This is a genomic window from Flavobacterium sp. KACC 22761 (assembly GCF_034058155.1).
Taxonomy (GTDB): Bacteria; Bacteroidota; Bacteroidia; order Flavobacteriales; family Flavobacteriaceae; genus Flavobacterium.
On the sequence record NZ_CP139148.1, the window covers coordinates 458,244 to 478,922 of the forward strand.

Annotated in this window: 12 protein-coding genes, 2 tRNA genes and 3 rRNA genes; 6 read left to right on the forward strand and 11 right to left on the reverse strand. The window is 38.1% G+C overall.

Features of this window, described 5'->3' with window-relative positions; genetic code table 11:
* Positions 1-9 precede the first annotated feature (9 nt).
* The gene (scpA, locus tag SCB73_RS02015) at positions 10-2,148 is read left to right on the forward strand and encodes a methylmalonyl-CoA mutase (RefSeq protein ID WP_320568511.1); all 2,139 of its coding nucleotides are present in this window, start codon (positions 10-12) and stop codon (positions 2,146-2,148) included.
* Positions 2,149-2,197: 49 nt separating this feature from the next.
* Here scpA and SCB73_RS02020 read toward each other — a convergent pair whose 3' ends face one another.
* The 4 genes from SCB73_RS02020 to dapF form a co-directional block, all read right to left on the reverse strand.
* Complete coding sequence (locus tag SCB73_RS02020; RefSeq protein ID WP_320568512.1) at positions 2,198-2,839, reverse strand: peptidoglycan-binding protein LysM; 642 nt, start codon at positions 2,837-2,839, stop codon at positions 2,198-2,200.
* A 531-nt stretch (positions 2,840-3,370) separates the two neighbouring features.
* Entirely contained in the window at positions 3,371-4,411 is a 1,041-nt protein-coding gene (mltG, locus tag SCB73_RS02025; RefSeq protein ID WP_320568513.1) for an endolytic transglycosylase MltG, read from the reverse strand.
* A 10-nt stretch (positions 4,412-4,421) separates the two neighbouring features.
* Complete coding sequence (locus SCB73_RS02030) at positions 4,422-4,955, reverse strand: GNAT family N-acetyltransferase (protein ID WP_320568514.1); 534 nt, start codon at positions 4,953-4,955, stop codon at positions 4,422-4,424.
* A 71-nt stretch (positions 4,956-5,026) separates the two neighbouring features.
* Positions 5,027-5,809, reverse strand: coding sequence for a diaminopimelate epimerase (gene dapF, locus SCB73_RS02035; protein ID WP_320568515.1), 783 nt, complete (start codon positions 5,807-5,809; stop codon positions 5,027-5,029).
* A gap of 170 nt (positions 5,810-5,979) precedes the next feature.
* Here dapF and SCB73_RS02040 point away from each other — a divergent pair, with 170 nt between their 5' ends.
* On the forward strand, positions 5,980-7,380 hold the full coding sequence (locus SCB73_RS02040; protein WP_320568516.1) for a trypsin-like peptidase domain-containing protein: 1,401 nt from the start codon (positions 5,980-5,982) through the stop codon (positions 7,378-7,380).
* A gap of 195 nt (positions 7,381-7,575) precedes the next feature.
* The gene (locus SCB73_RS02045; protein ID WP_320568517.1) at positions 7,576-9,024 is read left to right on the forward strand and encodes a glyceraldehyde-3-phosphate dehydrogenase; all 1,449 of its coding nucleotides are present in this window, start codon (positions 7,576-7,578) and stop codon (positions 9,022-9,024) included.
* 68 nt (positions 9,025-9,092) lie between these two features.
* Here the strand turns inward: SCB73_RS02045 and SCB73_RS02050 are convergent, their stop codons facing one another.
* Positions 9,093-9,590, reverse strand: coding sequence for an Lrp/AsnC family transcriptional regulator (locus SCB73_RS02050; RefSeq protein WP_320568518.1), 498 nt, complete (start codon positions 9,588-9,590; stop codon positions 9,093-9,095).
* A 163-nt stretch (positions 9,591-9,753) separates the two neighbouring features.
* On the opposite strand from SCB73_RS02050, the gene ald reads away from it, so the two are divergent.
* The 3 genes from ald to SCB73_RS02065 all read left to right on the forward strand — a co-directional run bounded on the left by ald (position 9,754) and on the right by SCB73_RS02065 (position 12,358).
* Positions 9,754-10,872: an alanine dehydrogenase gene (ald, locus tag SCB73_RS02055; protein WP_320568519.1), complete on the forward strand. Its 1,119-nt coding sequence runs from the start codon at positions 9,754-9,756 to the stop codon at positions 10,870-10,872.
* A gap of 134 nt (positions 10,873-11,006) precedes the next feature.
* Complete coding sequence (locus tag SCB73_RS02060; protein WP_320568008.1) at positions 11,007-11,525, forward strand: helix-turn-helix domain-containing protein; 519 nt, start codon at positions 11,007-11,009, stop codon at positions 11,523-11,525.
* Positions 11,522-12,358 (forward strand): IS3 family transposase, encoded by an 837-nt coding sequence (locus tag SCB73_RS02065; protein WP_320570067.1) that lies wholly within the window; start codon positions 11,522-11,524, stop codon positions 12,356-12,358. The genes SCB73_RS02060 and SCB73_RS02065 overlap by 4 nt, the downstream gene beginning before the upstream one ends.
* Before the next feature lie 69 nt (positions 12,359-12,427).
* Here SCB73_RS02065 and pafA read toward each other — a convergent pair whose 3' ends face one another.
* From pafA to SCB73_RS02095, 6 genes are all read right to left on the reverse strand, one after another.
* On the reverse strand, positions 12,428-14,068 hold the full coding sequence (pafA, locus tag SCB73_RS02070; protein WP_320568520.1) for an alkaline phosphatase PafA: 1,641 nt from the start codon (positions 14,066-14,068) through the stop codon (positions 12,428-12,430).
* Between the two features lie 425 nt (positions 14,069-14,493).
* A 5S ribosomal RNA gene (gene rrf / locus SCB73_RS02075) occupies positions 14,494-14,603 on the reverse strand.
* Between the two features lie 179 nt (positions 14,604-14,782).
* Positions 14,783-17,664 (reverse strand): 23S ribosomal RNA (locus tag SCB73_RS02080).
* 188 nt (positions 17,665-17,852) lie between these two features.
* Positions 17,853-17,926: transfer RNA gene (locus SCB73_RS02085), tRNA-Ala, on the reverse strand.
* Between the two features lie 89 nt (positions 17,927-18,015).
* Positions 18,016-18,089: transfer RNA gene (locus tag SCB73_RS02090), tRNA-Ile, on the reverse strand.
* A 129-nt stretch (positions 18,090-18,218) separates the two neighbouring features.
* A 16S ribosomal RNA gene (locus SCB73_RS02095) occupies positions 18,219-19,732 on the reverse strand.
* Together the 16S, 23S and 5S rRNA genes with 2 tRNA genes alongside form the textbook arrangement of a ribosomal RNA operon.
* Positions 19,733-20,679: the final 947 nt, after the last annotated feature.

The following is a 20,679-nucleotide window of genomic DNA, read 5'->3' on the forward strand; positions in this document are numbered from 1 at the left end:
CATTTACAATTGAGAAAAGACCTTAAACATATAAAGTTAGAAGTAAAAAGTGAGAAGTTAGACGAACTGACGGACAGCTCTCAACCTATAACTCTTAACTTCACAACAGCCGAAGGAATCGAAGTCAAAAAAAGATATTCTGAAAAAGATATTGAAGATTTAGAATTTCTTGATTTCGGAGCTGGTTTTGCGCCTAATTTACGTGGGCCGTACGCAACAATGTACGTTCGTCGTCCGTGGACTATTCGTCAATATGCGGGATTTTCGACCGCAGAAGAAAGTAATGCTTTTTACAGAAGAAATCTAGCTGCAGGACAAAAAGGATTATCTATTGCATTTGATTTACCGACGCATCGTGGCTACGACTCCGATCACGAACGCGTAGTTGGCGATGTTGGAAAAGCTGGAGTTGCCATCGATTCTGTCGAAGATATGAAAGTATTATTTGACCAGATTCCATTGGATGAAATGTCGGTTTCAATGACCATGAATGGTGCGGTTTTGCCTATTATGGCATTTTATATTGTTGCAGCCGAAGAACAAGGAGTTCCTCTAAATAAACTGTCAGGAACAATTCAGAATGATATTCTGAAGGAATTTATGGTGCGTAATACTTATATTTATCCGCCAACTCCTTCAATGAAAATTATTGCTGATATTTTTGAATTTACGAGCAAAAAAATGCCAAAATTCAATTCGATCTCTATTTCCGGATATCATATGCAAGAAGCTGGAGCAACAGCTGACATCGAATTAGCTTATACTCTTGCTGATGGTTTAGAATATATCAGAACTGGATTATCAACCGGAATGACAATTGATGACTTCGCTCCTCGCCTTTCTTTCTTTTGGGCAATAGGAATGAATCACTTTATGGAAATTGCCAAAATGAGAGCCGGCCGAATGATTTGGGCAAAATTATTACAGCAATTTAATCCAAAAAGCGACAAGTCATTGGCACTTAGAACACATTGTCAAACTAGCGGATGGAGTTTAACCGAACAAGATCCTTTCAACAATGTAGCCCGAACTTGTATTGAAGCAACAGCAGCCGCTTTTGGAGGAACGCAATCTTTACACACCAACGCACTTGACGAAGCAATTGCTTTGCCAACTGACTTTTCGGCCAGAATTGCCCGTAATACACAGATTTTTTTACAAGAAGAAACTAAAATCACTAAAACGGTTGACCCTTGGGCAGGAAGTTATTATGTTGAAAGCTTGACAAATGAAATTCTAAAAAGCACTTGGAAGCTTATTGAAGAAGTTGAAGAATTAGGCGGCATGACGAAAGCCATAGAAGCTGGAATTCCAAAACTTCGAATTGAAGAAGCCGCAGCAAGAAAACAGGCCCGAATAGATAGTGGGCAAGATATTATTGTTGGCGTAAATAAATTCAGATTAGAAAAGGAAGATCCGCTTCATATTTTGGATGTTGACAACCAAATGGTTCGCAAACAGCAAATCGAGCATCTTACTGAAATAAAAGCAAAACGAAATACTGAAAAAGTAAATCAATCACTGGAAAAATTAATTCATTGCGCTAAAACCGGCGAAGGAAACTTATTAGAAATTGCTGTTGAAGCCGCTCGTGAAAGGTCCACTTTAGGAGAAATCAGCGATGCTCTAGAAAGCGTTTTTGGAAGGTTTAAAGCGCAAATTAAATCCTTTAGCGGTGTGTATAGTGCAGCAATAAAAAATGACGAAAATTTTGAAAAAGCAAAACAATTAGCTGATGCTTTTGCCAAACAAGAAGGAAGACGCCCAAGAATTATGATTGCCAAAATGGGTCAAGACGGTCACGATCGCGGTGCAAAAGTAGTAGCAACTGGTTATGCCGATGTTGGCTTTGATGTTGATATAGGGCCACTTTTTCAAACTCCTGCAGAAGCTGCAAAACAAGCTGTTGAAAATGATGTTCATATTTTAGGAGTTTCTTCATTAGCAGCGGGACATAAAACTTTGGTGCCACAAGTTATCGAAGAATTGAAAAAACACGGCCGCGAAGATATTATGGTAATTGTAGGCGGTGTGATTCCGGTGCAGGACTATCAATATTTGTTTGACGCCGGCGCTGTAGCTATTTTTGGTCCAGGAACCAAAATCAGTGAAGCGGCAATTCAAATTTTAGAAATTTTAATTGACTAGCGTGCATAAAAAATCCCGAATTGAATTCGGGATTTTTTATGCTCGTTTCTTAGATCTTATGTATTGTCGCATTACTGTCTGCCACAATATAAGAGAGATCATAACCTCCAAAGTCTTTCATATAGCTTTTTAAAGAAGTTCCGTAAGCATCTCTAAAATGCCTATTTCCTTTATTCTTAAAAAAGTTTTTTACTGAACCAGCACCACCAAGATGTGCGGCTGCTAAAATTCCAGATTCAGTAATTTCAATTCCGTTAATCACTTTGCCTTCATACTTTTCGATTTCATAACGCAAAATCCATTTGTTTTTGGACAATAACGCAATAAAAGCTTTTTCTTGTAAGGCAGGATTTTTTAAAAAGGCTTTGTTGTTTTTAATACCAATTGCTCTTAAAGCTTCAGAACCAAATTGATATTTTCCCATGTAGCCAAGTGAATTAACCAATCGGTATTTTCCTTGAGATTCTTTGAAAGCGACTGCTTCTTTAAAACCTATAAAATGATTTCCTGTGTATGGGAAGTTTAAATTAGGATAATCATCCTTTTCTTGCGATGGAAACATGTATTCAGTTCCATCTGTTTTTTCTGTTAAAAACCAAGGTTCGGTTTCTAGTTTGAAGGGCCTGAAACCCAAACTTAAAAATGTAATAATAACGACTAAACTCGCATAAAAATACCACTTCTTTATCATAAAATGTTTTTCTTCAAAACGCTGTCACCTTTTTGAAATTTCTACGATGCAAAGATAACGAATACAAAACAACTCTGTAAATCAATACTTTACGTGTTTTTACAGATTTTAAAATCTTTCGAAACCCCTCTGGTTATGCCCTTTTCGAGAGATTTACCAAAAATCAAAAAGCTGGGAATTAGCATCAAAATAAAAATCCAAAAAACATCATTTTTATCAAATTTTTATCAAATTAGTTAATTTTGAAAGATAAAACTTATAATATTTAGTAATTTAATAGCGTAAATTCAATCTTTATTTTAAAAATTAAGACAAAATTAACAAGATAAAAACCACAAAAATGATGCTTTTTGGATTTTTTGAACTTAGAAATTGCTTCGAATGATTAAAAAACCGTCAAAACAAAGCGTTTTTGTATAAGAAAAATACTAGTTTTTTATACTTTCTTATTTTATGTTTTTTTCTAAAAATCATAAAAAAACCGATGCATTTTGCATCGGTTTTTAACTCATATTTTTAGATAATGATTTTTTATCTCGTTACACCTTGACTTGCGATCCAGTCAGAATATTTTTTAGCATTTATATTATGCTGCGCTAAAGTAGAAGCAAATTCATGATAACCAAAACGGTCAACACTTGCACAAAAATAAATATAATCGTTTTTCTCAGGATTTAAAACTGCATCAAGAGCTGTGATATCAGGCATGGCAATTGGTCCTGGAGGTAGTCCTGTATTTACATAAGTATTGTATGGAGATCTCATAACCAAGTCGTTATAAAAAACCCTTTTAATAACTTGGTCAAAATTATTGTCTCTTAATTTCAAAGCATAAATTACAGTTGGATCCGCCTGAAGTGGCATATCTAAACGCAAGCGGTTTAAATAAACTCCTGCAATACGAGGTCTTTCGTCTTTTTTAACTGATTCTTTATGAACAATAGAAGCTAGAATTGTTGCTTGCACTGGAGTCAAACCTTGTTTTTTTGCTTTTTCAATTCTTTCAGCAGTCCAGAATTTATTGTATTCCTTGATCATTTTATCGCGGAATTTCTCTGCTGAAGTATTCCAATAAATTTCGTAGGTATTCGGAATAAACATTGCAAAAACATTGTCTTCATTGAATCCGTTTTGGGCCATAAAAGTTGAATCTTTTATCGCTTTTAATAAAGATAAGCTGTCTGCTTCGATTTCTGAGCCTACTCTACCTGCAAAATTCTCTAAACGTTCTTGATTGTTAAATGCAAGCTTTACCGGAACATTTGAACGCATTGCGCGCACCAAGTCAATGTTGTTCATACCATTTTTCAGTAAAAAACGTCCTGATTTCACATTTTCTGGATAGCTTCTTTTGCTAGCAACCAATTCAAAATTGTCGAAATTCTTGATATAAGGTTCTAATATTTTTTTAACGTCGGTGTAGTTTGCTCCAGTTGGAACATATACGTAAAGTTCTTTTTCTTCAAATTTAGTATTGGAACTAAAAATTCGGCTGATCAGAATGAATCCGTAAATCAATAGTACTGAAATTATTGCTACGGCAGTTATGGTGATTATTTTTTTTAAGCTCAAAGTTTAAAATTTAAATTTGTTTGTTAATTAATTGAAAAATTGCTTCATCGTGATAGTGGTTATTCAGCAAAATCCAATCTTTTTTAATTCCTATTTTCTCAAAACCAAATTTAGTAAAAAGTGCCATACTAGCTTCATTATTTGTACTAATATTTGCATAAAGCTGATGCAGATTTAAATTGAAAAAAGCGTATTTGATTAAAAGCGCTAATGCCTCAGAACCAATATTTTGTCCTCTGTTTTCTTTTTTCTGAATCACAATCCCAATTCCGGCTCTGTTATTCTTTGGATCAAATTCAAACAAATCAATCAAGCCAATTGCGGGAAAATCTTCGTCTTGACAAATTGCCAAGCGCAATTGCTTTGCCTCATAAATATCTTGTTGGGCATTTTCGAGATATTGCCTAATCAAATAACGGCTATAAGGTGTGTTTGTATTGCTAACTTCCCAAATGCTTTGATCATTTTCCATTTCGTGCACAAACTCCAAATCGTTTGGTTCTAATGCACGCAAGTAAATATTTTCGCCTTTGAGTGTAATCATTTGACAATTTTAGATTTTTGATTTGAGAATGTCTAGTTGGAATTTGGTATTTAAAAATTGGAATTTCTTTATTAAATTTCTATCGTTCCTTTAAAAACAAATTTTGCAGGTCCAGTCAAGAAAACATTTGAAAAATGTTCTCCTAATTTATCAAATGAAACGACCAATTTTCCACCTTCAACATTTAAATTAATTGAAGTTTTATCCGTTTGCCCAATTGCATTCATCGCGATTGCAACTGCTGTTGCGCCAGTTCCACATGCCAAGGTTTCATCTTCAACGCCTCTTTCATAAGTACGAAGTGAAAAAGTATCGTCATCAATTTTTTTAACGAAATTAATGTTGCTTCCTTTTTCTCTATATAATGCGCCATAACGAATTGCTGCTCCATTTTCTTTCACATTATATTGCTCCAAATTTTCAACAATCTGAACATGATGAGGAGAACCTGTATTTAAAAAAGTATGAGAATCATGTCTCTGAATTTCATCAACATCAATCATCTGTAATGAAACAATCGAATCATTATTTACTGATGCATGGTGTAAACCGTCAGTAGCAATAAAAGTTGTTTTATTATTTATAACTCCAAGCTGGTTTGCAAATGCCACTAAGCAACGACCGCCATTGCCACACATTGAACTTTCATTTCCGTCTGAGTTGTAATAAACCATTCTGAAATCAGTTTCAGAATCATTTTCTAATAAAATAAGTCCGTCTGCTCCAATACCGAATCTTCTGTCGCACAAGCGCTCGATTAATTGAATGTCTTCTTTTGGAAAAAAATTAGAACGATTGTCAATCATCACAAAATCATTCCCTGTACCTTGATATTTATAAAATTCTATTTGCATTTTTTAGTGGTTAAGAAATACAAAAGTACGAAGAAACTGCGAAGATTAATTAATGAAATGTTAATCATTGTTAAAGAGCGTTAAACCATTTTTCCAAATAATTTTTTGAAGTAATTTTACGTTAATAAACATGAAACTTTAATTCTAATAACTTAATTACAAATTCTAATATGAAAAGATTTTCAGCCTTATTTTTAGTGTCATTATTGAGTGGTGCTATTACTCTTGGTGCTTACAAGTTATTATTTGAAAGCAACAATTCTTTTTTTGGTAAAGGAAATTCTGTTGTAACTCTTGCCCCTAATTCTTATGGAAAAAATGTTGGTTTAGGAGCTGAAACATTAGATTTTACCGAAGCCGCAGACAAAACTATTCATACCGTTGTTCACGTAAAAAATGTTTCTAGAAGAACTGTCAACAATCCAATGCTTGAGTTTTTCTACGGTTACGGAGGACAACAGCAACAAGAACAAGTAGGAACTGGTTCTGGTGTAATTATTTCTGAAGACGGATATATTGTAACAAACAATCACGTTATTAAAGATGCTACAGAAATTGAAATTACATTAAATAATAAAAAATCATACAAAGCGAAATTAATCGGCACAGATTCAAAAATGGATATTGCCCTTTTGAAAATAAATGCCGATGAAAAACTTCCTTATACCGCTTTTGCAAATTCTGACAATGTAAAAGTCGGAGAATGGGTCTTGGCAGTTGGAAACCCTTATAACTTAACTTCAACTGTAACTGCAGGAATTGTTTCGGCGAAAGCCAGAAATTTAGACCAAAGCGGCATCCAATCTTTCATTCAAACTGATGCGGCTGTAAACCCTGGTAATAGCGGCGGAGCGTTAGTAAATGCGAGAGGTGAATTGATTGGAATTAACACTATGATTTCTTCAATGACAGGTTCTTATGTTGGCTATTCTTTCGCAGTTCCCTCAAACATTGCCAGAAAAATCATTGAAGATATAATGGAATACGGAAATGTTCAAAGAGGTATTCTTGGAGTTGAAGGAGGCGAATTAAATGCATCGGCTTCAAAAGAATTAGGAGTAACCGAAACGCAAGGATTCTATATTAATCGTGTTTCTAAAAATTCCGGAGCGGAAAAAGCTGGTTTAACAAAAGGTGATATTATCGTAAAACTTGATGATCAAAATATTGCTACATATGCTGATTTATCAGGCTATATCAATACAAAACGTCCAAATGATGTTGTAAAAGTAACTTACATCAAAGACGGAAAAACCAAAACAGTGCCTGTAACGCTTAGCAAAAATGAATTTTATAGCGCCGAAGTTAAAGGAATAGAATTAGAAAACATTGACGCAACCGATAAGAAAAAATTCAGAATTGATTATGGTGTAAAAATCAAAAACATCACCAATGAAAATTTAATGCAATATCAAAATGAATTATTAGGAAACATCATTTTAAGTATTGATAATGTTAAAGCAACAAATGTTGAGACAGTTTCAAAACTTTTAAGCAAAAAAGACGAAGGCCAAAGTGTTCGAATTGAAATGATCAACAGAAACGGAGAGATCTTCAGAATTATTATTTAAGTCGCAGTTTACAGAATCAAAAAACTGAAAACCGCGACTGCGACCGAAAACTAAAAAATGCCATCTTAAAAAATTAAGATGGCATTTTTATTTTCAAAAATAAATGCTAAAATAGTTTACGAAATCGATTGAAATGGGTACTTTTGCGCCAAATTTTAAAATAGTGAGCATTTTATTTTTTCAATTTAGTCAATTATGAGCAAAAAATCCTTGTACCAAAAAGAGGTATCATTACAAGTCGACCGAAGAAGAGCTGGTGTCGAATTAATCAAAGTTATAAGTGATTTATGGTATGACAAATCCATTGAAATGGTTTTATTTAAAAATCAATTATTGGACAAAAATGTCAGCGATATAATCAATCTGCATCAATATGCTGGTGAATTTGTTGGAAAACCAATAACCATTTTTGATTCAGTTGAAATCGCAAAAGTTGTTTTATCATTAGATTTGCCACCTGCAAAAATAGATTTAGGAAAATTAACTTACGAATATCGTTTAGAAGATGAAAAATATCCAGACGCAAGATATTTTGTGATGGATAAATTGAAAAAAGCTAAATCTTCTAAAGAGGTTCAGCCAAAAGATGTTGTTTTATATGGTTTTGGAAGAATTGGACGCTTATTGGCGAGAGAACTGATGTCTAAAACCGGAAAAGGAAATCAATTGCGCTTAAGAGCGATCGTAACACGTGACAAAAATGATTTATCTAGTTTAGAGAAACGAGCTTCTCTTTTGCGTTACGATTCAATTCACGGAGATTTCCAAGGATCTGTAACTGCAGATCCAAAAAATAATGCTTTAATCATCAACGGAACTACCGTTCATATCATCACTGCAAATTCTCCTGAAGAAATTGATTATACGCAATATGGAATCAATGATGCCTTAGTAATTGACAATACTGGCGTTTTCACGACAGAAGAAGCACTAAAAAGACATTTAACTTCAAAGGGAACCAGTAAAGTTTTATTAACGGCTCCTGGAAAAGGAGTTCCAAATATTGTTCATGGCGTAAATCACAATGATTTTAATCCAGACGAAATTGATATTTTTTCAGCAGCATCTTGCACAACTAATGCCATCACGCCAGTGTTGAAAGCTGTTGAAGATACTTTGGGAGTTGTAAAAGGACATTTAGAAACGATTCATGCCTATACAAATGACCAAAATTTGGTTGACAACATGCATCGAAAATACCGTCGCGGAAGAGCTGCAGCTTTAAATATGGTAATTACTGAAACCGGTGCAGGAAGTGCTGTTGCAAAAGCATTGCCATCATTAGAAGGAAAATTAACTTCAAACGCCATACGTGTTCCAGTTCCAAATGGGTCGTTGGTCGTGCTGAATTTAGAAGTTAAAAAAGCTACTTCAATTGCTGGAGTAAATAAAATCATGAAAAAATATGCTCTAGAAGGAGAACTTGTAGAGCAAATAAAATATTCTTTAAACAATGAGTTAGTATCATCAGATATTGTTGGTACGTCGGCGCCTTCAATTTATGACAGTAATGCTACCATTGTTTCAAAAGATGGCAAAAACATCGTGCTCTACATCTGGTACGATAATGAATATGGCTACAGCCATCAGGTAATTCGTCTTGCAAAATACATCGCAAAAGTGAGACGTTTTACATACTATTAATATAAAAACCAAAACCAACTATTCTAAAAAGCCATCAAGTTCATTCTTGGTGGTTTTTTTGTTTCATTTTAAATAGGAAGAACCGTTGTGCTTTTTACTTCAGAAATTACAAAAACAGTATTGATCAGAGAAACTTCAGGCAAAACAGATAATTTCTTTTGATGAAAATGATGATAGCTTTCCATATCCGGAATGATAATCTTTAGCATATAATCAAAATTTCCAGAAACATAATTGCACTCTACAACCTCAGGCATTTCTAAAATAGCCTGATTAAAACCCTCGGAAGTATCGTAAGTTTGTTTTGTCAATGTAACTTGGCAATAAACCGTAAGATTGTTTCCTAATTTTTTCTTATTTAAAATCGAAACATACTTCTCTATAACTCCCTCTTTTTCAAGACGTTTAACTCGGTCATGAACAGGTGTTAGAGACAAATTTATTTTGTTAGCAATGTCTTTCAGCGTGTAATGCGCATTCTCCTGCAAAAGACGTAAGATTTTCTTGTCAATTTCATCTAAAACCATAGCGAAAACGTTTTCATTAATTACTTTAATTTTAGTCATTTTTTCTTTTTAAGGAAATCAAAAAGCCTTTAAAAAGAAAATATTTCTGTAAAAATAGTAAATAAAATAATATTTTCTTATTTATAAGGTAATTATCAATAATATATTCTCTACTAGTAACTTTGTAAAACAAATTCTAGAAAAACAAAAAAATATAACAATTATGATAATAGGTGTTCCAAAAGAAATTAAAAACAATGAAAATCGTGTAGCATTAACTCCAGCTGGTGTTTCTGAAATGAAAAAACACGGACATGTTGTTTATGTACAATCAACTGCAGGTTTAGGAAGTGGATTTAGTGATGAAGAGTATGCAAATGCTGGTGCAGTAGTTTTAGGAACTATTGAAGAAGTTTATGCAATTGCAGAAATGATCATCAAAGTAAAAGAGCCAATTGCATCTGAATATCCATTGATCAAAAAAGATCAATTATTATTTACTTATTTCCACTTTGCTTCATCAGAGGAATTAACGCATGCAATGCTTGAAAAAGGTGCAGTTTGTTTAGCTTATGAAACAGTTGAAAAAACAGATCGTAGTTTACCATTATTAGTTCCAATGTCTGAAGTTGCAGGTCGTATGGCAATTCAACAAGGAGCAAAATATCTTGAAAAACCATTAAAGGGAAGAGGAATTCTTTTAGGTGGTGTTCCAGGTGTTCCACCAGCTAAAGTATTAGTTTTAGGTGGAGGTATTGTTGGAACTCAAGCTGCTAAAATGGCTGCAGGTTTAGGTGCACAAGTTACTATTATGGATTTAAGCTTGCCACGTTTACGTCAATTAGACGATATTATGCCAGCAAACGTAAATACTGAAATGTCAAATCACTACAACATTACTAAAGCAATTAAAGATGCTGATTTAGTTGTTGGTGCTGTTTTGATTCCGGGAGCAAAAGCGCCTCATTTGATTACTCGTGACATGCTTAAATTAATGCGTCCAGGAGCAGTTGTAGTTGATGTTGCCGTTGATCAAGGTGGTTGCATCGAAACTTGTACTCCAACAACACACGAAAATCCAACTTTTATTATTGATGATATTGTTCACTATTGTGTAGCTAATATGCCAGGAGCTGTTCCTTACACTTCTACTTTAGCTTTAACTAATGCAACTTTACCATATGCTGTACAATTAGCAAATAAAGGATGGGAAAAAGCATGTGCAGAAAACGAAGAATTAAGAAAAGGATTAAACGTAGCGAATGGAAAAATCCTTTACAAAGGAGTTGCTGAAGCTTGGAATCTTCCTTACAACGAAGAATTAGTGTTGGCAAACGCATAGTGCTGACATTAAAATAAGTGCTTACTAAACACTACTAAAAGGCTTTTCTTAATTGAAAAGCTTTTTTTTTTGCAAAATAAAAGCCAGTCGATGAACATGCCCCAAAAAGTTAGACACTATTCGGGGCATTTTTTATGGAAAGAAAAGCAAAGTATGACTATGCATTTAGATTAGAATGTGTAGAATTGGTTTTAAAGAAAAAATATTCAGCTGGATATGTTTCAAAATTGAAGCAGACTGCAAGATGGAATATTCGTAAGTGGGTCAGTTTTTATAAGACATATGGTGAAATTGGTTTATTGCCACGAATCAACCAAAGCTATTCAGCCGAATTTAAGCTGAAAGTACTCAAACGCATAGAAAAGGAATCTCTTTCCCTGATGCAGGCTGGCATAAGATTCAATATTCCCAATGTTTCCATGATTTTAAAATGGAAAAAAGATTTTGCTAACTTTGGACTGACAGGATTAAAAGCAAAACAAAGAGGCAGACCCATATCGATGAGTGATAATAAAGGCAAAAACCGCAAATCAGACAGGCCCTTGACAAGAGAGCAAGAACTGCTAAAAGAGAACGAAAGACTTCGTTGTGAGAATGAATTGCTAAAAAAGCTTCAAGCCTTAATTCAAGCCAGGAAAAATCCAAAGCCATAAACGAATTAAGGCATAAATTTGGTTTGGAATTACTTCTCAACCTAGCAAATATGGCACGCAGCAGTTTTTATTATCATCAAAAACAAAGCAAGTCACCTGATAAATACAAAGAAGCCAAAGAGCTGATTAAAGTCATTTATCAAAAGCATAAAGGGCGTTATGGCTATAGAAGGATAACCGATGAACTGCAAAACAGGGGATTGATTATCAATCATAAAACAGTTCTCAGGTTAATGAATCTATTGGGGCTGAAGAGTATTATTAGAGTAAAAAAGTATAAATCTTATAGAGGTGAAAATGGCAAAATAGCCCCAAATATACTAGAGAGAAATTTTAAAGCACAGGCCCCAAATCAAAAATGGGCAACTGATATAACAGAGTTCAATGTAGCTGGAAACAAGTTGTATTTGTCACCGATAATCGACTTGTTTAACGGGGAAATAATCAGCTATGAACTCACAGAGAGGCCAGTGTTCAATCAAGTAGTTATGATGCTGAAAAAAGCCTTTAGGAAAATACCAAACAATACAAATTTGATACTTCATTCTGACCAAGGCTGGCAATACCAAATGAAACATTACCAACATCTATTAGAACAAAAAGGAATCAAACAAAGCATGTCAAGAAAAGGAAACTGCTTGGATAATGCAATTATTGAAAACTTCTTTGGAATATTAAAATCCGAAATGTTTTATACCCAAAAATTCAAATCAATAGAACAATTAAAAAAAGAAATCAATAGATATATAATCTATTATAATAACCAAAGAATTAAATCAAATTTAAACAAAATGAGCCCGATAAAATATCGAGCTCATCATTATCAAACTTAATTATAAATTTGTCTAAAATTTTGGGTGCAGTCTACGATTGACTGGCTTTTAACTAAAACTTATTCTGAATTATTTCTTTGTATTCAAAACTTCTTTTTTCTCATCTAAAACTTCCTGCAACACTTTTGCTTCAGTTCCATTAGGGAAAGTAACTTTGATTTTTTGTGCTACTGTTGGAGCAATTTCCGTAATCGCTTTTTTATCGTACGATTCTCCTTTTTTAATATGCCATCCGAAAAAGATAGCTGGCACGTGAGTATCATAACTATAAGGCGTTCCATGAGAAGTTCCCGTAGGCGAATACTCAATATCACCGGGTTTATTTATAACGACCATATCACCATCCTGAGTTACATCGTAACCTTTTGCTACAAAGTTTAAATAATAATCATTTCCACTATTTGCAAGAATTTCTTCTTCAGTATAAACTCTTTTAACTTGTGGTTGAGCAATCAAAAAATCTTTAAAAGCTTGTTTTACTTTAGTCAACTCTAAACCTTTGTCCTTAATAATTTGTTTATTGAAGAAAATATTAAAATTAGAATAGTTCAATAATAAATCAACTCCGAAAGTTTTTACTGAAAAATCTTGAAGACTTTTACGAACATCTCTAGACGGATAATTATCTACATTATATTTACGATCTTTCAAATAAATCACATTTTCAGCACCAGCATGATCTGCAGTTAAAAACAAAAGATAATTCCCCTTACCAACAGTTTTATCCAAATAAGCTAAGAAATCAGCAATAGTCTGATCTAATCTTAAGTATGTATCTTGAAGTTCCATTGAACGAGGGCCAAGTAAATGTCCAACATAATCTGTTGAAGAAAAACTTACAGTCAAGAAGTCTGTAACATTATCTTTTCCAAGTTCTTCATTTTCGATTGCTTTTTTAGCAAACTCAGCTAATAAATCATTTCCAAAAGGAGTTGACCTTAAAACACCAGCATCATTTTTCTCATACATTGTTTTTAAATCATAAGGAAAAACCGGTGCTGCACTTCCGTATAATTTGCCTTCATAAGGATTATTATCTGGCAAACTTTCATTGTAAGTTGAAGCTGGTTTGTATAAATCCCATCCTTTATTGATATACGGCAAATAATGCTTTTCATTATTAAATTGAGTTACCCAATCTGGCAATTTTTCACCATAAAAAGTACTCGAAATAAAAGAACCTGTTTTACTGTACCAAAATGCCCAATTTGCAAAATGGCCCGCTGGTAAAATCGCACCACGATCTTTTAGACTTATTCCAATTACCTTACCTGCAAAATTAGTAGCCATTCTCACTTCGTCAGTAATTGTAGTACTTTGAAGATTTTTAGGAGACATTGCACCTTCTTCCACAGTTCCATCTCCAACAGTTTTTACACTGGCATCATCTGTACAATATGTCTCTTTACCTAAAGTTCTGCTAAACCATTCGTTACCAACAATTCCATGTGTTGCTGGTGTAGTACCAGTATAAATCGAAGCATGACCTGGTGCAGTATAAGTTGGCATATAATTATAATGCATATTTTGGAAAGTAAATCCTTCATTCATTAATCTCTTAAAGCCATTCTGCGTAAAATCATCCGAAAAACGATATAAATATTCCATTTTCATCTGATCTACAACAATACCTACAACCAACTTAGGGCGCTGTTGAGCATTTAAATTTGCAATTACAAACAATGCCAACAATACAATAGTTTTTTTCATACTTCAAATTATATTATTTAAAACAAAAATAGGGATTCACATTCAAAAAGGCTAGCTAAGACCAATTTAAAACCCAAAATTGACTTTAATTTAACAGAATTACCAAACTTGCAAGACCTTATAAGTTCGATTTAAATTAAGAATAAAAATACTTATAGCGTTTCCCTCCGGGCCGTCCCGAAGCTTCGGGATTCGCTGTATCTTTTGTTTTTTGAAGAAAAAAACAAAAGGATGCCGCTTCGATCCCTAACGCGTTTTGAGACAAACAAGAGGATTCCGGTTTTCAGAAGAACCAAAAAGCGCTTAAATCCAGAAAATGACCAACGATTTCAGACGATGAGATGCAACAGAACCAGCGTTTAGGTTTTCAAAAACTGGCTAAAAACAAAAAATCCTTCCCGACAAATCGGGAAGGATTCTCAAAAGAAAGGCGACGACATACTCTCCCACAATGATGCAGTACCATCTGCGCAGGCGGGCTTAACTTCTCTGTTCGGGATGGGAAGAGGTGAGCCCCGCCGCAATAACCACCTTAAGGTTTTTAGTGACTAGTCCTTAGCGATTAGTAATTAGTTTTTAAGCTAATCACTACTTGCTCTTTACTATTCACTGCCCGCGACGGGCAAATATTTTAACATACTGAGATAAAGAAACAGACAAGCTCTGTTATAGAAAGTTTCCTCCCGATCCGCCTGGGCGGATCGGGAAAAGTGTGTACATAAGCTTACGGATTATTAGTACTACTCGACTGTGACATTGCTGCCTTTACATCTGTAGCCTATCAACGTGGTCATCTTCCACGATCCTTAAAAGAAATCTCATCTTGTGGTGGGTTTCGCGCTTATATGCTTTCAGCGCTTATCCCTTCCCAACGTAGCTACTCTGCGGTGCCCCTGGCGGGACAACAGATACACTAGAGGTTGGTCCAATTCGGTCCTCTCGTACTAGAATCAGATCCACTCAAATTTCTAACGCCCGCAGTAGATAGAGACCGAACTGTCTCACGACGTTCTGAACCCAGCTCGCGTGCCACTTTAATGGGCGAACAGCCCAACCCTTGGGACCTTCTCCAGCCCCAGGATGTGACGAGCCGACATCGAGGTGCCAAACCCCCCCGTCGATATGAGCTCTTGGGGGAGATCAGCCTGTTATCCCCGGCGTACCTTTTATCCTTTGAGCGATGGCCCTTCCATGCGGAACCACCGGATCACTATGCTCTACTTTCGTACCTGATCGACCTGTATGTCTCTCAGTCAAGCTCCCTTATGCCATTGCACTCTGCGCACGGTTACCAAGCGTGCTGAGGGAACCTTTAGAAGCCTCCGTTACTCTTTTGGAGGCGACCACCCCAGTCAAACTACCCACCAAGCAATGTCCCCCGCAACGCGGGGTTAGGCCTCAGATAAACAAAGGGTTGTATTTCAACAATGACTCCACAACGCCTGGCGACGCCGCTTCATAGTCTCCAACCTATCCTACACATCATTTATCCAAGGTCAATACTAAGCTATAGTAAAGGTGCACAGGGTCTTTTCGTCCCACTGCGGGTAAACGGCATCTTCACCGTTACTACAATTTCACCGAGCTCATGGCTGAGACAGTGTCCAGATCGTTACACCATTCGTGCAGGTCGGAACTTACCCGACAAGGAATTTCGCTACCTTAGGACCGTTATAGTTACGGCCGCCGTTTACTGGGGCTTCAATTCAATGCTTCTCCGAAGATAACATCTCCTCTTAACCTTCCAGCACCGGGCAGGTGTCAGGCCCTATACGTCATCTTGCGATTTTGCAGAGCCCTGTGTTTTTGATAAACAGTCGCCTGGACCTCTTCACTGCGGCCCCGATTGCTCGGGGCGACCTTTCTCCCGAAGTTACAGGTCTATTTTGCCTAATTCCTTAGCCATGAATCTCTCGAGCACCTTAGGATTCTCTCCTCAACTACCTGTGTCGGTTTGCGGTACTGGTACTTATTGCCTGAAGTTTAGAGGTTTTTCTTGGAAGCCCTTAGGCGCGCTATCTCTTTGTCCGAAGACTCCGAGTACTATCGTATTTCACCAAGCTCTCCGGATTTGCCTAGAGAGCCTATAGCTAGGTACTTCAACGAACTATTCCGTCAGTCCGCGGCGCTTTCATCACTCCGTCACCCCATCACAGCAATAAGTAGTACGGGAATATTAACCCGTCGGCCATCGACTGTCCCTTTCGGGTTCGCCTTAGGACCAGACTAACCCACAGCTGATTAGCATAGCTGTGGAAACCTTAGTTTTTCGGTGTGCGGGTTTCTCGCCCGCATTATCGTTACTTATGCCTACATTTTCTTTTCTGACCGGTCCAGCATGCCTTACGGCACACCTTCAGCCCTGTCAGAATGCTCCCCTACCACTTGCACATACATGCAAATCCATAGCTTCGGTAATATGCTTATGCCCGATTATTATCCATGCTCGTCCGCTCGACTAGTGAGCTGTTACGCACTCTTTAAATGAATGGCTGCTTCCAAGCCAACATCCTAGCTGTCTGGGCAGACAAACCTCGTTCTTTCAACTTAGCATATATTTGGGGACCTTAGCTGATGGTCTGGGTTCTTTCCCTCTCGGACTTGGACCTTAGCACCCAAGCCCTCACTGCTGGGAAACATTATATAGCATTCGGAGTTTGTCAGGAATTGGTAGGCGGTGAAGCCCCCGCATCCAATCAGTAGCTCTACCTCTATATAACTATCCTCAGCGCTGCACCTAAATGCATTTCGGGGAGTACGAGCTATTTCCGAGTTTGATTGGCCTTTCACCCCTACCCACAGGTCATCCGAAGACTTTTCAACGTCAACCGGTTCGGTCCTCCACTGTGTGTTACCACAGCTTCAACCTGCCCATGGGTAGATCACACGGTTTCGCGTCTAACACTGCCGACTAAAGCGCCCTATTCAGACTCGCTTTCGCTGCGGATCCATGGCTTAACCACTTATCCTTGCCGGCAACGTTAACTCGTAGGCTCATTATGCAAAAGGCACGCCGTCACCCCACTAAAGGGCTCCGACCGCTTGTAGGCGCATGGTTTCAGGATCTATTTCACTCCGTTATTCACGGTTCTTTTCACCTTTCCCTCACGGTACTGGTTCACTATCGGTCTCTCAGGAGTATTTAGCCTTAGCGGATGGTCCCGCCGAATTCAGACAGGGTTTCACGTGCCCCGCCCTACTCAGGATACCGCTATCCATTACACTCGTTGCCCATACGGGGCTGTCACCCTCTGTGGCGCTCCTTTCCAGAAGCTTCCGGTTCCTTGTGCATGAAATATCGCGGTCCTACAACCCCAGCTATGCCGCAACATAGCTGGTTTGGGCTAATCCGCGTTCGCTCGCCACTACTTACGGAATCACTTTTGTTTTCTTCTCCTCCGCCTACTTAGATGTTTCAGTTCAGCGGGTTTGCCCACCTATCGGTGTGCTATATCTTCAATATAGCGGGTTGCCCCATTCGGATACCTGCGGATCGATCGGTGTGTGCCCGTCCCCGCAGCTTTTCGCAGCTTATCACGTCCTTCATCGCCTCTGAGAGCCTAGGCATTCCCCATGCGCCCTTGTTTTGCTTATTGTACCAATCATAATATCTATTATGACCGTTTTTTTTGTCTCCTGCAGCAAAACTGCAGAAAACGCTTTCTACTTTCTTGTATTTTCTTATCTCAATATGTCAATGAACTTTAATAAGTATCAAGATTTTTGCATGAAGCATCAAGACTACCGTCTTGATACCCTGTACTATCACCTTTGTACTTTTTTGTGGAGAATAACGGAGTCGAACCGTTGACCTCCTGCGTGCAAGGCAGGCGCTCTAGCCAGCTGAGCTAATCCCCCAATCTAATTATGAATTGTGAATTATGAATTATGAATAATCATTCATAAGAACTCAACCCTAGAATTTCCTTTTTCTCAAGTCAAAATAGTAGTCCCGGGCAGACTCGAACTGCCGACCCCTACATTATCAGTGTAGTACTCTAACCAGCTGAGCTACGAGACTCTGTTTTTTCTTAATTGTTTATCATTTTTTAAATCGACAGCAAGAGTAATCGAATTCCGAGGCCCAAGACCTTCAGGATATCCATCTTGTTTCCTCGCCGTGCCTTGCGGCAAACAATCGAGGCTCTAGAAAGGAGGTGTTCCAGCCGCACCTTCCGGTACGGCTACCTTGTTACGACTTAGCCCTAGTTACCAGTTTTACCCTAGGCAGCTCCTTGCGGTCACCGACTTCAGGCACCCCCAGCTTCCATGGCTTGACGGGCGGTGTGTACAAGGCCCGGGAACGTATTCACCGGATCATGGCTGATATCCGATTACTAGCGATTCCAGCTTCACGGAGTCGAGTTGCAGACTCCGATCCGAACTGTGACCGGCTTTGTAGATTCGCTCCTGGTCGCCCAGTGGCTGCTCTCTGTACCGGCCATTGTAGCACGTGTGTAGCCCAAGGCGTAAGGGCCGTGATGATTTGACGTCATCCCCACCTTCCTCACAGTTTGCACTGGCAGTCTTGCTAGAGTTCCCGACATGACTCGCTGGCAACTAACAACAGGGGTTGCGCTCGTTATAGGACTTAACCTGACACCTCACGGCACGAGCTGACGACAACCATGCAGCACCTTGTAGACTGTCTTGCGAAAGTTCTGTTTCCAAAACGGTCAGTCTGCATTTAAGCCTTGGTAAGGTTCCTCGCGTATCATCGAATTAAACCACATGCTCCACCGCTTGTGCGGGCCCCCGTCAATTCCTTTGAGTTTCAAACTTGCGTTCGTACTCCCCAGGTGGGATACTTATCACTTTCGCTTAGCCACTGAGGTCGCCCCCAACAGCTAGTATCCATCGTTTACGGCGTGGACTACCAGGGTATCTAATCCTGTTCGCTACCCACGCTTTCGTCCATCAGCGTCAATCCACCAGTAGTAACCTGCCTTCGCAATTGGTATTCCATGTAATCTCTAAGCATTTCACCGCTACACTACATATTCTAGTTACTTCCTGGTAATTCAAGTCCTGCAGTATCAATGGCCGTTCCATCGTTGAGCGATGGGCTTTCACCACTGACTTACAGGACCGCCTACGGACCCTTTAAACCCAATGATTCCGGATAACGCTTGGATCCTCCGTATTACCGCGGCTGCTGGCACGGAGTTAGCCGATCCTTATTCTTACGGTACCGTCAAGCTCCTACACGTAGGAGTGTTTCTTCCCGTACAAAAGCAGTTTACAATCCATAGGACCGTCATCCTGCACGCGGCATGGCTGGTTCAGGCTTGCGCCCATTGACCAATATTCCTCACTGCTGCCTCCCGTAGGAGTCTGGTCCGTGTCTCAGTACCAGTGTGGGGGATCTCCCTCTCAGGACCCCTACCCATCGTAGCCTTGGTAAGCCGTTACCTTGCCAACTAGCTAATGGGACGCATGCTCATCTTCCACCGTTGTGACTTTAATTGCAAAGGGATGCCCCCTTGCAATGCTATGAGGTATTAATCCAAATTTCTCTGGGCTATCCCTCTGTGGAAGGCAGATTGCATACGCGTTACGCACCCGTGCGCCGGTCTCTAAATCCGAAGACTTATACCCCTCGACTTGCATGTGTTAAGCCTGCCGCTAGCGTTCATCCTGAGCCAGGATCAAACTCTTCATCGTATATTTTAATATTATCATTCGATGAATTCCAGTCGGTTCTTTTCGAATCTCTCGATTCCATTACTCTTATTCTTTTTTTTGTTCCGATTTGCATCGGAACGGCTGTCAATTCAATATGTCTACGAACGTGTCTTTTTTTGTCTTTGCGCTTGTTTCTCAAAGCGGGTGCAAAACTAAAACTTCTTTTTGTTTCTCGCAAGAAAAACTTGAAAAATCTTTGAAGCTTTTTTTTTCGCCTCATCCCTTCTCGTTTTCCTTCCAATACCTCAATGAACTTTCCGTGTTTTGCGGGGTGCAAATGTAGAACGCTTTTTCAAAACCTGCAAGCTTTTTTTGAACTTTTTTTTCGAGAATATCTTCCCGCTTGATCCGTATTGCCTGCCAGTATTTCTGTGAACGTTTTCGCTGTTGCGGGTGCAAAAGTAGCACCTTTTTCCAGTTATGCAACACTTTTTTCCGTGTTTTTTCGATCTTTTTTCGATCTTTTTCTTAACTCGCTGAAAACATATTGTTTGCAAAATAACTTTTTTCAACATCATGTAGGTCTTTTCTGAACTATGGTGCCGATTTGATATTTTTCAGCCATTTCCAGAATCGCATTTTGCGGAGTCTTCAGCCTTTCTGCCTGTTTTTTGACAAGAATCTATGCCTCCCCATACCGTTCTTCATCTCGAAAAGGCGCAAAGGCGAAAAGTTTTTCTCTTTCCGCTCCTCTGTTTCCTTCCGAAACACGCCTCCTTCTCCGGAATTTCTTCTGAAAACCGATGCCCTAGCCCCGATAGAAGCGAAAATCCTTTTGTGCCGGGGTTCGGCACAAAAGATTGCAGCGGATAGCGGGATCAGCTCCTAATAAAACAGATTCTAAAACTAAAAAAAGACTTCTACCCCGCTCAGCAGGACAAAATCTTGCTCATATATATTATATGTATAAAAAAAACAAAACCGGC